11 protein-coding genes are annotated in these 13,359 nt (G+C 74.1%); 6 read left to right on the top strand and 5 right to left on the bottom strand.

Features of this window, described 5'->3' with window-relative positions; genetic code table 11:
* Positions 1-52 precede the first annotated feature (52 nt).
* The 5 genes from rocD (at position 53) to AGRA3207_RS29265 (ending at position 5,788) form a co-directional block, all read left to right on the top strand.
* Complete coding sequence (rocD, locus tag AGRA3207_RS29285; protein WP_231330312.1) at positions 53-1,243, top strand: ornithine--oxo-acid transaminase; 1,191 nt, start codon at positions 53-55, stop codon at positions 1,241-1,243.
* 106 nt (positions 1,244-1,349) lie between these two features.
* Entirely contained in the window at positions 1,350-2,357 is a 1,008-nt protein-coding gene (locus AGRA3207_RS29280; protein WP_231330310.1) for a glycosyltransferase family 2 protein, read from the top strand.
* A gap of 111 nt (positions 2,358-2,468) precedes the next feature.
* On the top strand, positions 2,469-3,434 hold the full coding sequence (locus AGRA3207_RS29275; protein WP_231330308.1) for an LCP family protein: 966 nt from the start codon (positions 2,469-2,471) through the stop codon (positions 3,432-3,434).
* Positions 3,435-3,530: 96 nt separating this feature from the next.
* On the top strand, positions 3,531-4,178 hold the full coding sequence (locus tag AGRA3207_RS29270) for a PadR family transcriptional regulator (RefSeq protein WP_231330307.1): 648 nt from the start codon (positions 3,531-3,533) through the stop codon (positions 4,176-4,178).
* Positions 4,175-5,788 (top strand): MFS transporter, encoded by a 1,614-nt coding sequence (locus AGRA3207_RS29265; RefSeq protein ID WP_231330305.1) that lies wholly within the window; start codon positions 4,175-4,177, stop codon positions 5,786-5,788. The genes AGRA3207_RS29270 and AGRA3207_RS29265 overlap by 4 nt, the downstream gene beginning before the upstream one ends.
* A gap of 19 nt (positions 5,789-5,807) precedes the next feature.
* Here the strand turns inward: AGRA3207_RS29265 and AGRA3207_RS29260 are convergent, their stop codons facing one another.
* Genes AGRA3207_RS29260 through AGRA3207_RS29245 form a run of 4 tightly spaced genes read right to left on the bottom strand, consistent with a single transcriptional unit; the run spans position 5,808 to position 9,254 of the window.
* A complete protein-coding gene (locus tag AGRA3207_RS29260) occupies positions 5,808-6,317 on the bottom strand; it encodes a flavin reductase family protein (protein ID WP_231330303.1) in 510 nt (169 codons plus the stop codon).
* A 24-nt stretch (positions 6,318-6,341) separates the two neighbouring features.
* The gene (locus AGRA3207_RS29255; RefSeq protein WP_231330301.1) at positions 6,342-6,848 is read right to left on the bottom strand and encodes a DUF6113 family protein; all 507 of its coding nucleotides are present in this window, start codon (positions 6,846-6,848) and stop codon (positions 6,342-6,344) included.
* 19 nt (positions 6,849-6,867) lie between these two features.
* Entirely contained in the window at positions 6,868-7,767 is a 900-nt protein-coding gene (gene mshB, locus AGRA3207_RS29250; RefSeq protein ID WP_231330299.1) for an N-acetyl-1-D-myo-inositol-2-amino-2-deoxy-alpha-D-glucopyranoside deacetylase, read from the bottom strand.
* 59 nt (positions 7,768-7,826) lie between these two features.
* A complete protein-coding gene (locus tag AGRA3207_RS29245; RefSeq protein ID WP_231330297.1) occupies positions 7,827-9,254 on the bottom strand; it encodes a serine/threonine-protein kinase in 1,428 nt (475 codons plus the stop codon).
* 176 nt (positions 9,255-9,430) lie between these two features.
* Here AGRA3207_RS29245 and AGRA3207_RS29240 point away from each other — a divergent pair, with 176 nt between their 5' ends.
* Positions 9,431-11,512: a S9 family peptidase gene (locus AGRA3207_RS29240; RefSeq protein ID WP_231330295.1), complete on the top strand. Its 2,082-nt coding sequence runs from the start codon at positions 9,431-9,433 to the stop codon at positions 11,510-11,512.
* A gap of 78 nt (positions 11,513-11,590) precedes the next feature.
* Here the strand turns inward: AGRA3207_RS29240 and AGRA3207_RS29235 are convergent, their stop codons facing one another.
* Positions 11,591-13,321, bottom strand: coding sequence for an ABC transporter ATP-binding protein (locus AGRA3207_RS29235; protein ID WP_231330293.1), 1,731 nt, complete (start codon positions 13,319-13,321; stop codon positions 11,591-11,593).
* Positions 13,322-13,359: the final 38 nt, after the last annotated feature.

The following is a 13,359-nucleotide window of genomic DNA, read 5'->3' as shown; positions in this document are numbered from 1 at the left end:
ACCCGACCGGCCCCGGGGACCCGGCCGCCGACGAGGGTGACGAAAGGACGGCATGTCGACCGAGCAGCTGCGAGCGCTGTCGGAGGAGCACAGCGCGCACAACTACCACCCCCTCCCGATCGTGGTAGCCGACGCCGAGGGCGCGTGGCTGACCGACGTCGAGGGGCGCCGCTACCTGGACATGCTCGCCGCCTACTCGGCGGTCAACTTCGGGCACCGCAACCCCCGCCTCACCGAGGCCGCCCGGCGGCAGCTCGACCGGGTGACGCTCGTCAGCCGGGCCTTCGACCACGACCAGTTCGGGCCGTTCGTCACCGAGCTGGCCGCGCTGTGCGGCAAGGACATGGTCCTGCCGATGAACAGCGGCGCCGAGGCGGTGGAGTCCGCGCTGAAGACCGCCCGCAAGTGGGGGTACGAGGTCCGCGGCGTCCCCGCCGACCAGGCGAACATCATCACCTTCGAGGGCAACTTCCACGGCCGCACCACCACGATCATCAGCTTCTCCACCGACCCGGACGCCAAGGACTCCTACGGCCCGTACACGCCGGGGTTCCGGACCGTCCCCTACGGCGACGTGGACGCCCTCAAGGCCGCCATGGACGGCTCCACCGTCGGCGTGCTGGTCGAGCCGATCCAGGGCGAGGCGGGCGTGAACGTCCCGCCGAGCGGGTTCCTGCGCGCGGTGCGGGAGCTGTGCACGGCCAACGGCTCCCTCATGATCGCGGACGAGATCCAGTCGGGCCTCGGCCGCACCGGCACGACGTTCGCCGTCGAGCACGAGGGCGTCGTCCCCGACGTCTACATCCTCGGCAAGGCGCTCGGGGGCGGCATCATGCCGGTCTCCGCGGTCGTCGCCGACCGCGACGTCCTCGGGGTGTTCAAGCCGGGCCAGCACGGCTCGACGTTCGGCGGCAACCCCCTCGCCTGCGCGATCGGCCGCGAGGTCGTCGCGATGCTGCGGACCGGCGAGTTCCAGGAACGCTCCCGGACGCTGGGCGCGCACATGCACGAGCGGCTCGGCGCGCTGCCCGGCGGGACGGTCCGCGAGGTGCGCGGGCGCGGCCTGTGGGCGGGCGTGGAGCTGACCGGCAGGGCACGCCCGGTCAGCGAGCGGCTGATGGGGCTCGGCGTCCTCGCCAAGGAGACGCACGAGACCACGATCCGGCTGGCGCCGCCCCTGGTCATCAGCCCCGCGGACCTCGACTGGGCGCTGGACCGCCTGGAGATCGCCCTCCAGGGCTGACCCGCCGCCACCGACCACCATCAACCCCAAACCGCCATCAACCAGTGCGACACACTCGTTCCGGGCTCCACCGGTTCGCCCCGGCCCTGCTCCGAGAATGTGGTGCATGTCACCCGAAACCACCGGGCCGCGGATCGCGGTGGTCATCACCACGACCGGCAGGCCCCGCCTGCTGGACCGCCTGCTGCTCTCCCTGGCCGGGCAGACCCTCCCCCCGCACGAGGTCGTGGTCGTCGACCAGGGCACGGGCCCCGGCGCGGCGGCGGTCGTCGAGCGCCGCTCGGACCGGCTCGCGATCCGCCGCGTCGCCTCCCCCGGCGGCGCGTCCGCCGGGCGCAACGCCGGCCTCACCGCCCTCGGCCTCCTCCCGGAACCGTCCGCCCGGCCGGCCCGCACGGCGCTCGCGGCGGCGCGCCCCCGGGGGCCGCGCGCGGACGGCCCCGCCCCCGCGGCCGTCCTGTCCCCTCCCGCCGGGATCGTCGCGTTCCCCGACGACGACACCTGGTACCCGCCCGACGCCCTGGCCCGCGCGGCGCGCGCCCTGGCGGGCGGTCCCGACGTCGTCTCGGGGCGGCTGCTCGCCAGCGACGGCGACCGCGCCCAGTGGCGCTACGCCGACGAGCCGTGCCCGATCGACGCCCGGACGGTCTGGTCGCACGCGCGCACCGAGACCTGCTTCTTCCGGGCGGACCTCCTGCGCACGACCGGCGGATTCGACGAGGACCTCGGCGTCGGCTGCGGCACGCCATGGCAGTCCGGCGCCGAGACCGACCTGCTACTGCGCGCCCTGAAGACCGGACGGACGCTCACCTACGACCCGGGCATCCGCGTCTACGAGCACAACCCTGACGAGCCGGACACCTCCGACCCCGTCCACAGGGCGAGGGCACGCCACGCGGCACGCGGCGCCGGACGCGTCTACCGGCGGCACTACGGCGTCCTCACCTGTACCAGGGTCGTGGCCCGGCCGATCGGCGACGCCCTGCTGAGCGCGGCGCGGGGCCGCGTCCCCGACGCCCGCAGGCACCTGCACAAGGCCGTCGGACGTTTCGAGGGCATGACCGGGCTTTTGCTCAAGGCTCCGGCCTCTCCGCGGCGAGAAGAACCCATGTAGACGGGGCCGGTGGCATGCAAACGGTCACGGGCGGACCCCGGGTCCGTCAAGGACTCACCGCCGTCCTGCCTGCGTGACATGCGGGCGGTCACGCGCGGGCAGGCTGAGCGCATGCTGGAGAGCGGGAGAAGGCGCCGGGTCATGATCGGCTGTGGCGGGCTGGCACTGGGGGCCCTGCTGCTGCTCGGCGGCGGGGCCTTCCTGCTGCAACGCGCCTACAACGGGCAGGTCAAGCGCATCGCGGGCGCGATGCCCGGCTCGGCCGGGCGGCCGGCGTCGGGACGCGGCGAGAACTGGCTGCTGATCGGCTCCGACCGGCGCGCCGACCGGCCCTCGATGGGCGCCCGCGCGGACACGATCATGCTCGTGCACCTGTCCGGGCGCGGCGACCGGGTGTCGGTGATCGCGATTCCCCGGGACGGCTGGGTCGCCGTCCCCGGGCACGGCACGACGAAGATCAACGCCGCGTTCGCCCACGGCGGCCCGCCCCTGCTGATCCGCACGGTCGAGCAGCTCACCGGCGTGCGCGTCGACCACTACGCGGCGCTGGACTTCGGCGGCTTCGTGAAGATGACGGACGCGCTCGGCGGCGTGGACGTGACCGTGACCAAGCGCACCCACGACCCGATGCACGACCGCACCTGGCCCGCCGGGCACCAGCACCTGAACGGCCTGGAGGCGCTGGACTTCGTCCGGCAGCGCTGGAACCTGCCCGCCGGCGACCTCGACCGGATCAAGCGGCAGCAGGCGTTCCTGCACGCGCTCGCCGACAAGGCCATGGACACCCGCAACCCGATCAAGCTCGACCGGTTCCTCCGCGCGACGACCCGCTCGGTGACCGTGGACGACTCGGTCTCGTCCGGCACGCTGCGCGGCCTCGCGGGACGGCTGACGCGGGTCTCGCTGCTGGAGTACCTCACGGCCCCGGTCGACGGGCCCGCGATGAAGGACGGGCAGAGCGTCGTGCTGCTGGACGACGGGCGGGTGCGGCAGCTGTTCACCGCCGTCCGGGCCGACCGGATCGGCGACTACGTGACCCGCAACGGCGCCGCGAACGCGGTGGAGACCGTCCGCTGACCCGCCCGGCAGATCGGCAGGGAGAACATGGACTAGCGGCGGTCTGGATGGATTAGTCTGAGTGGACTAATCGACTCCGACCACGAGGCCGCCGTCATGTCCCGACCCCTCACGCCGCTCGCGCTGGCCGTCCTGCGCATGCTGTGCGACGGGCCCATGCACCCGTACGAGATGCAGCAGCGCATCCGCGACCACGCCTACGACGTCGCCGTGAAGATCACGCACGGTTCGCTCTACCACTCGGTGGAGCGGCTCGCGTCGGCCGGGCTGATCGAGCCGCTGGAGACGAGCCGCGAGGGCCGGCGTCCGGAACGCACCGTCTACGCGGTCACGAGCGCCGGGCGGGACGCCGCCCACAACCGGCTCGCCGAGCTGCTCGCCAAGCCCGCCGAGGAGTTCCCGCTCTTCGGCGCGGGCCTGGCGTTCCTGAACCTGCTGCCCGAGCCGGAGGTGGCGCGGCAGCTGCGCAACCGGGCGATCTTCCTGGAGGCACAGCTCGCCGGGGACCAGACGGCCCACGAGTCGCTCCGCAAACAGGGTGTGGAACGCTACAAGCTGATCGACCACGAGTGGACGCTCGCCCGGGCGCGCGCCGAGCTGGACTTCGTCCGGAGCCTGGCCGACGACCTGGAGTCCGGACGGCTCACCTGGAAGGACGACGGCATCACCTCATGCCACCCGCGCGACGAGCACGGGCGCGACCACCATTCCCACGCGCACTCCACCGACAAGGGGACCTCATGAGTAGATGGCGCGGAAACCCGTGGGCGATCCTGCTCACCCTCTCCCTCGGGTTCTTCATGACGCTGCTCGACCTGACGATCGTGAACATCGCGATCCCGAGCATGATCGACAAGTTGGACGCCTCGCTGGACCAGGTGCTCTGGGTCGTCAACGCCTACATCCTGGTGCTGGCGGTCCTGCTGATCACCGCCGGGCGCCTGGGCGACCGGTGGGGCAAGAAGAACCTGTTCATCGCCGGCGTCGCCCTGTTCACCGTCGCCAGCCTGGCCTGCGGGATCTCCCAGACCCCGACGCAGCTGATCGCCGCGCGGGCCGTCCAGGGCCTCGGCGCCGCGCTGCTGATGCCGCAGACCATGTCGATCATCATCGGGGTGTTCCCCCCCGAGCGGCGCGGCACCGCCCTCGGCGCCTGGGGCGCGGTGGCGGGCCTGTCCACCATCGCCGGCCCCACGGTCGGCGGCCTGCTGGTCACCAGCCTCGACTGGCGGTGGATCTTCTTCGTGAACCTGCCGATCGGTGTCGTGGTGCTGGCCCTGGCCGTGCCGATCCTGCCCGGCCACACCCCGGCCGTCCGGCACCGCTTCGACATCGCCGGCGTGCTGCTGGCCTCGGCCGCGCTGTTCTGCCTGACGTTCGCGCTCACCGAGGGCCAGAAGTACGACTGGAACGAGGGCATCTGGGGGCTCATCGCCGCCGGGGTGGCGCTGTTCGTGGTGTTCGGCCTCCACCAGCGCACCCAGCAGAAGGGCGAGCCGCTGGTGCCGTTCTCCCTGTTCAAGGACCGCAACTTCACGATCCTGAACGTGGTCGGCGCGGCCGTCTCGATCGGCATGATCGGGCTGATGCTGCCGATGACGATCTACATGCAGTCGGTGCTCGGCTACAGCGCCCTCAAGGCCGGCCTCGTCATGGCCCCGGCCTCGGTCGTGTCGATGTTCCTCGCGCCGGTGGCGGGCAAGCTGTCGGACCGCATCGGCGGCAAGTTCATCCTCATGTCCGGCCTCACCCTCTACGGCCTCGGCATGCTGTGGCTGATCGCCATCACCGACGTCGGGACGGGCTGGACCGCGTTCATGGCCCCCTTCGCCGTCTGCGGCCTCGGCATCGGCGGGGTGTTCGCCCCGATGGCCACCGAGGCGACCCGGCACGTCCCGCCGCACCTCGCGGGCGCCGCGTCCGGCGTCAACAACACGATCCGGCAGGTCGGCTCCGTCCTCGGCAGCGCCGCGGTCGGCGCCGTCATGCAGAACCAGCTCGCGTCCGCGCTGAAGGACGAGGCCGTCACCCGCTCGGCGTCGCTCCCGCCCTCCGTGCGGACCGGGTTCGTCGACGGCTTCGCCGGCGCGGCCAAGGGCGGCCTGGAGGTCGGCGCGGGCCAGACGGGCGCCCAGCAGCACCTGCCGCCCGGCGTGCCCCCGAGCGTGGCGCAGCGCGTCCAGGAACTGGCGGGCCAGGTGTTCTCCCACGGCTTCGTCCACGCGATGAAGCCGACGATGGCGCTCCCGCTCGTCATCATCCTCATGGCCGCGGTGGCCTGCCTGGGGGTCAAGGGCTACCACTCGGAGACCCCCACGAACTCCAAGCCCGAACCGGCGCCCCTGGCGGGCTGACCCCCGGAGCCCCGGCCCCCTACAGGTAGCCGCCTCTGTAGTAGATGAGAGGGGCGGCGTGGGGGGCCGGGGTGTCGAGCGTGAGGACCTCGCCGACCACGATGCTGTGGTCACCGCCATCGTGGACGGCGTGGGTGCGGCACTCCAGGGCCGCGACGGCGCCGGCGAGGACGGCGGCGCCGGTGGCGGGGCCGCGGGTGTGGGGCCGGCCGTCGAGCTGCCCGTCGAGCGCGCGGCCGCGGGTGGCGAACCACTCGGAGGCGTCGCGCATGGTGTCGGGCAGGATCGACACCGCCCACAGGCCGGTGTCCAGGACGACGTCGTGGAAGCGGGCGATCTTCTCGGCGCAGAACAGGACGAGGAGGGGTTCCAGGGAGACCGAGGTGAAGGCGTTCACCGTCATCGCGTGGTCCTCGGCGCCCGCGACGGTCGTGACGACGGCCACGCCGGTCGCGAACCTGCCGACCACCTCGCGGAACAGCGCGGCGTCGTCGCCGGGGGCACCGGCGGGGAGGGGGTCACTGGTCACAACCAGCCCACTCTACCGGCGCGCTTACGGGCGGTTACGCGCCGCCCTCCCCAGGAGCCACTGGCCCGGCGGCCCGGCGGCGGGGACGCGCATCACCCCGAGGACGGCGGCGGCCATGCCGCCGATGATGTACAGGTACCCGGAGAGGTTCGCCGAGACGACGAGGTCGCCCTCGGGACGTTGCAGCGACAGGGCGAACACGACCACCCCCCACACGATCGCGGGGATCGTCGCGCCGAGCCGTCCGCCCATGCCCCATCCGGAGAGCCGCACCATCGCGAACACCAGCGCGACGAGCACGGCCGCCACCACGGGCACGCCCGCGGGCGACCAGTCCTGCGCGAAGGAGCCGAGCAGCCCGGCGATGCCGCCGAGGAGGCCGAGCGCGGCGTAGGCGGCGCCGGACACGAACGCCTCCACCGGGCCCTCCCCCGGGCGCGGGGCGGCCCCGGCGGGCGCGTCGCCGTCGGGGGGCGCGTCGCTCCCGGCGGGCGCGTCGTCCGGCGGAGCGGGTGCCTCGTCCTTGTCCACGGACGCCAGCGTATCCAGCTCAGTCATCCGCGCCCGGCAGACCGGCGAACAGGTCGCGTTCGCGCCGTCCCGGGCCGACCGGCCCGAGCTCGCCCTTCTGGAGGACGAAGTACTCGGTGCCGAACGCCTGCTGGCCCAGGTTGTTCGACAGCGCGAAGTACGGGCCGACCTCCTCGGGGGCCACGACGATCTGGGTGCGGTGGGCGCGCAGCGCGTCCAGCTTGGCGGGCAGGTGCGCGCGGGCGTCCACGACGGTGGTGACCTCGTCGTCGGCGACGGCGCTGCCCAGCTCGTCCAGCCCGGCGACCCGCGCGAACGGCAGCTTCTTCTCGCGCATCACCGCGATGGCCCGGGCGAGGACGATCCGCGGGGTGGCGTAGGCGTAGAACTTGGCGGCGCGCCACGGCTCGGCGCCGTCGTCGTAAGACGGGTCGGCCGCGAGCTCGTGGGCGCGCCGGGCGACGCGGTGCGCCTGGATGTGGTCGGGGTGGCCGTAGTTGCCCCGGTCGTCATAGGTGACGATCACCTGGGGCCTGACCTCGCGGATGACCGCCGCGAGGTCGGGCGCGGCGGCGGACGGGTCGGCCTGCCAGAAGCAGCGCGGATCGTCGTTGGTCGCGGCGCCCATCATCCCGGAGTCGCGCCAGCGGCCCGGCCCCCCGAGGAAGCGGTGGTCGCGGACGCCGAGCGCCGCGCAGGCCGCCTCCAGCTCCCCCATCCGGTACTCGCCGAGCCTGTCCTCCTTGTCGGAGGCCAGGTGGCGCAGCTCGTCGGGGATGACCTCACCCTCCTCGCCCAGTGTGCAGGTGACGAGACAGACGTGGGCGCCCTCGGCGGCGTACTTGGCCATGGTCGCCCCGGTCCCGATGGACTCGTCGTCCGGATGGGCGTGGACGAACAGGATCCGCGGCTCCTTCATAGACAACGAGCCTACTCAGGACACGGACCTCCGTCGTTCGCCGCCCTGCTCGGACCGTCCTAATCGCCGGTGCCCTGCCCGCCCCCATCGCCGCCCCCATCGCCGCCGCCCCCGCCGCCACCGGAGGTGGGGGTGGTCGCGGGCGTGGTCGGCGGGGTGGGGGTGTCCGGCTGCTCGCTGGTCGGCGGCGTGTCGGGCGTGGTGGGCTCGCTGGTCGGGGTCTGGGGCGGGGGCGTGTCGGACCTGCGGGTGCGGGTCCGCGTCGGCTCCGGTTCCTGGCTCTCCTCCTCCGACGGCGTCTCCGACGCCGACTCGGACTCGGACACGGTCGGGGAGACCGGTGAACTCGGGTCGTTGTTGTTCCGGTTCGCCATGAACAGCCCGACGACCAGCGCGAGCACGGCGATGGCCGCGACCGCCGCGATGATCGGGAGCTTGGACTTGCGCTCGGGCCCGAAGTCGTCGTAGCCGGTGCCCCGGGTGCGCCCCCCGTACGGCGGCTGCTGGACGGGCGGCAGCGTCCCGGTGTACGCGGCGGGCGACACGCGCCGGGTCGGCCCGGCGGGCGCGCCCGCGCCCGGCATCATCGCCGCGGCCGCCCCGGCGCCCGCGGCGAGCGTCGAGCCCTCCGCGAGCATCGTGGTGGCCTGCGCCGGGTCGTCCATGCGGGTCTGCCCGGCGCCGCCCGGCCCGCTGCCGATCAGCGCCATCATGAGCTGCTGGGCGGTCGGCCGCCGCGCCGGCTCCTTGACCAGGCAGGCGGCGACGAGCCGGTGGAGGTCGGCCGGGACGCCCTCCAGCGACGGGGGCTCGTGCATGACCCGGTTGATCACCGCGACGACGGTGTCGTCGCCGAACGGGGGACGGCCGGTCGCGGCGAACACCAGGGTGGTCGCCCACGCCCACACGTCCACCGCCTCGGTGAGCGTGGCGCCCGCCACCTGCTCGGGCGCCATGTAGGACGGGGTGCCGATCGCCTTGGTCGCGGCGGTCTGCCCGGTGTCCAGGGCCCGCGCGATACCGAAGTCGATCACCCGGGGCCCGTCCGGCGCCATGATCACGTTGTGCGGCTTGAAGTCGCGATGCACGATGCCGGCCTGGTGGATCGCCACCAGCGCGGTCGCGGTGCCGATCGCGAGCCGGTCCAGGGGCGCGCCGGTGATCGGCCCGGCGTCGGTGACCTGCTTGTACAGCGACGGGCCCGGCACGTACTCGCTGGCGATATAGGGCTGATCGCCCGCGACGTCGGCCTCCAGGACCTGCGCGGTGCAGAACCGCGCGACCTGCTTGGCCGCCTGCGCCTCGCGCACGAACCGGTTGCGCGCGGACGCGTCACCGGCCAGGTCGGCGCGCAGCAGCTTGATCGCGGCCCGGTTCCCGGAGGCGTCGACGCCGGCGTAGACGACGCCCTGGCCGCCCTCGCCGAGCCGTTCGACGATCTCGTACGAGCCAAGCCGCCGGGGATCACCCGGCTGCAGCTCCGGCATGGACCACTCCTTCGGCACCCGCGACGACAACGTGGTTGGGAGGCTTCGAGCTTACGCGAGCGCGGGCCGGGCCACGGGTCTTCCCGGCCGCACGGCGACGACCCGTGATCATACGGGCACGCGGACGTCCCGCGTCGTACTTCCAGGGCCTTGCGGGGCTGGCAGACTCGGATCCCATGAGCATCAGCTATCCGCGGCAGAGCGCCCGCACCCGCCGGTTCACCCTCGGCGTCCCGCGCGCCTTCCAGATCGCGCCGGACGGCGCGCGCGTGGCCTTCCTGCGAACCAGGGCCGGCGACGACCCGGTCACCTGCCTGTGGACGCTGGACACGGCCACCGGCGAGGAGCGCCTCGTGGCCGACCCGTCCGCCCTGGACGTCCCGGGCGAGGGGGATCTGCCCGCGGAGGAGCGGGCACGGCGCGAGCGCGCCCGCGAGCAGGCGGGCGGCATCGTCGGCTACGCGACCGACCGGGCGATGAGGCAGGCCGTCTTCACCCTGGCCGGGCGGCTGTACGTCGCCGACCTCGGCTCGGGGGCGGTCCGGGACCTGCCGGCGCAGTCGCCGGTCTTCGACCCCCGCCCGGACCCGGCCGGGCGCCGTGTCGCCTACGTGTCGGGCCGGACCCTGCGGGTCATCGAGATGGACGGCACCGGCGACCGGGCGCTCGTCAACCCCGAGACCGACCAGGTGTCCTACGGCCTCGCCGAGTTCGTCGCGGCCGAGGAGATGGGCCGGATGCGCGGCTACTGGTGGTCGCCGGACGGGGGGACCCTGCTGGCCGCGCGGGTCGACGAGACGCCCGTGCAGCGCTGGCACATCGCCGACCCCGCCAACCCCGACCGGCCGCCCGCCGAGATCGCCTACCCGGCGGCGGGCACGCCCAACGCGCTGGTCTCCCTCGTCCTGCTGAAGGTGGACGGCGGGCGGACCGCCGTCGCCTGGGACCGCGGCGAGTTCCCCTACGTCGTGACGTCCGCGTGGGACCGGCACGGCCTGCTGATCGTCGTGCAGCCGCGCGACCAGCGGTCGCAGCGGGTGCTGAAGGTGGACCCGTCCAACGGGGAGACGGCGCTGCTGCACACCGAGCATGACCCGGTGTGGACGGACATCGTCCCCGGGATCCCCGTCCGGACCGGCGGCGGCGACCTCGTCTGGATCACCGAGGACCACGAGACCGACACGCGCCGGATCACCGTCGGCGGGAAGCCGGTCACGCCGCCCGGCCTGCAGATCCGGTCGGTCCTCGGGGTGGAGGACGGCGCGATCCTGTTCACCGCGTCCGAGGAGCCCACCGAGATCCACGTCTACGCCTGCGAGGCGGGCGAGGTGACGCGGCTGACGGAGGGCCAAGGCGTGTTCGGCGCCCTCCGCTCCGGCGGCGTCACGGTGGTCACCGGGTCCCGCCTCGACCGGCCGGGCTCGGAGACGGAGGTCCGCGGGCCGTCCGGCACCCACCCGGTCACGTCGTTCGCCGAGACCCCGGTGATCACGCCGCGGGTCGAGCTGCTGCGCCTGGGCGACCGCGAGATCCGCACCGCCGTGCTGCTGCCGGAGGGCTGGGAGCCCGGCCACGGCCGGCTGCCCGTCCTGCTGGACCCGTACGGCGGGCCGCACGCTCAGCGGGTCCTCGCCGTCCAGCGGATGTACTGCGAGGCGCAGTGGCTGGCCGACCAGGGCTTCGCGGTCGTCATCGCCGACGGCCGCGGCACCCCGGCGCGGGGGCCGGTGTGGGAGCGCGCGGTGCGCGGGGACTTCGTGGAGCCCGTCCTGGAGGACCAGATCACCGCGCTGATCGAGGCCGCGCGGCGGCACCCCGACGCGTTCGACCTCGACCGCGTCGGCATCCGCGGCTGGTCGTTCGGCGGCTGGCTCGCGGGCCTGGCCGTCCTGCGCCGCCCGGACGTGTTCCACGCGGGGATCGCCGGGGCGCCCGTCACCGACTGGCGCCTGTACGACACGCACTACACCGAGCGGTACCTCGGCCATCCCGACGAGGAGCCGGAGGGCTACGCCGCCAACTCGCTGATCGAGATGGCCGGGGGGCTGGAGCGCCCGCTGATGATCATCCACGGGCTGGCGGACGACAACGTGGTGGCGGCGCACACGCTGCGGCTGTCGTCGGCGCTGGTGGCGGCGGGCCGCCCCCACACCGTCCTCCCGCTGTCGGGCGTGACGCACATGACCCCGCAGGAGGTGGTGGCGGAGAACCTCCTGCTGATCCAGGTCGACTACCTGAAGACGGCCCTGGCCCGCTGACCTGGCCCGCTGACCTGGCCCGCTGACCTGGCCCGCGGGACGGGTCCCGCGGGCCGGGCCCCGCTGGGCCGGGGCCTCTCAGCGGCCGCCGTGCCAGGACGACCAGAGCGCCGCGTACGAGCCGCCGACGGCGATCAGCTCGTCGTGGGTGCCCAGCTCGGTGATCCGGCCGTCCTCCACGACGGCGACCCGGTCGGCGTCGTGGGCCGTGTGGAGGCGGTGGGCGATCGCCACGACGGTCCGCCCGTCCAGCACGGCGGCCAGCGAGCGCTCCAGGCGGCGGGCGGCGCGGGGGTCGAGCAGCGACGTCGCCTCGTCCAGCACCAGCGTGTGCGGGTCGGCCAGGACGAGCCGGGCCAGCGCGAGCTGCTGCGCCTGCGCGGGCGACAGCGTCTCGCCGCCGGAGCCGACGACGGTGTCCAGGCCGGGGCCGTCCCAGTCCACCGCCTCCAGCACCTGCGCGACCTCGGCGTCGGACGCGCCGGCGCGGGCCATCACGAGGTTCTCGCGGACCGTGCCGCGGAACACGTGGTGCTCCTGCGTGACGAGCGCGACGTGGCCGCGCAGCTCGTCCAGCGGCAGCCCGGTCAGCGGGACGGCCTCGGCGGAGCCGACCGTCACCGACCCCGAGCGCGGGCCGTCCACACCGGCGAGCAGGCGGCCGAGCGTGGACTTGCCCGCGCCGCTCGGCCCGACCACCGCCAGCCGCTCCCCCGGCCGCAGGTCCAGGTCGACGCCGTGCAGGACGTCCAGGCCGGGCCGGTAGGAGTAGCGGACGCCGCGCGCGGTGAGCCGCTCGCCGTCGGGCAGCCGGTCGCCCGGCGTCCGGTCGGGCGGGACGTCGCCCACGCCGAGCAGCCGCGCCAGGGACGCGCCGCCGAGCTGGAGCTCGTCCAGCCAGGACAGCATCGTGTCCACGGGCTCGATGAGCTGCTGCGCGTACAGGGTCGCGGCGGTCACCTGCGCGAGCGAGGCCATGCCGTTCATGTAGAGCAGGCCGCCGACCAGCAGCGTCGTCACGACGGGCAGGACGAACCCCATCTCGGCCGCCGGGTACAGCACCATGCGCAGGCGCAACGTGTACCGCTCGGCCTTGTAGGAGTTCCGTATGTCGTCGTCGCCGCGCGCGTGGCGGCGGTCCTCCAGGCCGAGGGCCTCGACCGTCCGGGCGCCCTGGACGGTCTCGGTCAGCCCGTCCGCGATCCGCGACCACGACGCGTTCTCCCGCAGGTAGCCGCCGTGGGCGCGGGGCAGGTACCAGCGCATGACCGCCACCAGCATCGGGACGGCGACCAGCGCGGGCAGGGCGACCAGCGGCCCGTTGAGCAGCAGCGCGCCGACCGTGAACGCGCCCACCACGACGGCGACGAGCGTCTCGGGCATGGCGTAGCGGACGGACGTGCCCAGCGTGTCCACGTCCCGGGACGCGCGGGTGACCAGGTCGCCGGTGCCCGCGCGCTCGACCCGCGACAGCGGCAGCGCCAGCACGCGGTCGACGAACTCCTCGCGCAGCTCGGCCAGCACCCGTTCGCCCAGCGCCGCCGACGCGAGATACGCGTACCAGGTCAGGATCGCCTGGACGACCACGAAACCGGCGATGGCCAGGCCGGTCGTGTCGATCGCGGCCCGGCCGTCGCGGACGTTCTCGACCAGCTCGCCGAGCAGCCGCGGCGTCACCAGTCCCGTCACGGCGGCCAGCGCGTGCAGGCCCAACACCGCGGCGAGGTACCGCGGATGCCGCACGACGAGCCGCCGCGCGTAGGCGCGCACCTGCGCGGGCGTCGCGACCGGCAGCGTCGCCGCGCTCATGTCCCCGCCTCCGAACTCATGTCCCAGTCTCCGAACTC

The sequence above is a fragment of the Actinomadura graeca genome (genome assembly GCF_019175365.1).
Classification (GTDB): domain Bacteria; phylum Actinomycetota; class Actinomycetes; order Streptosporangiales; family Streptosporangiaceae; genus Spirillospora; species Spirillospora graeca.
Note: the sequence above shows the minus strand (reverse complement) of the source record. Positions and strands in the feature narration are given on the sequence as shown.

Bases quoted from the DNA above. Each gene is read 5' to 3' on its own strand.
- rocD (WP_231330312.1), top strand. From the start codon at position 53: ATGTCGACCGAGCAGCTGCGAGCGCTGTCGGAGGAGCACAGCGCGCAC.
- AGRA3207_RS29245 (WP_231330297.1), bottom strand. From the start codon at position 9,254: ATGCCGGAGCTGCAGCCGGGTGATCCCCGGCGGCTTGGCTCGTACGAG.
- AGRA3207_RS29235 (WP_231330293.1), bottom strand. From the start codon at position 13,321: ATGAGCGCGGCGACGCTGCCGGTCGCGACGCCCGCGCAGGTGCGCGCC.
- AGRA3207_RS29240 (WP_231330295.1), top strand. From the start codon at position 9,431: ATGAGCATCAGCTATCCGCGGCAGAGCGCCCGCACCCGCCGGTTCACC.
- AGRA3207_RS29280 (WP_231330310.1), top strand. From the start codon at position 1,350: ATGTCACCCGAAACCACCGGGCCGCGGATCGCGGTGGTCATCACCACG.
- AGRA3207_RS29270 (WP_231330307.1), top strand. From the start codon at position 3,531: ATGTCCCGACCCCTCACGCCGCTCGCGCTGGCCGTCCTGCGCATGCTG.
- AGRA3207_RS29275 (WP_231330308.1), top strand. From the start codon at position 2,469: ATGCTGGAGAGCGGGAGAAGGCGCCGGGTCATGATCGGCTGTGGCGGG.
- AGRA3207_RS29265 (WP_231330305.1), top strand. From the start codon at position 4,175: ATGAGTAGATGGCGCGGAAACCCGTGGGCGATCCTGCTCACCCTCTCC.
- mshB (WP_231330299.1), bottom strand. From the start codon at position 7,767: ATGAAGGAGCCGCGGATCCTGTTCGTCCACGCCCATCCGGACGACGAG.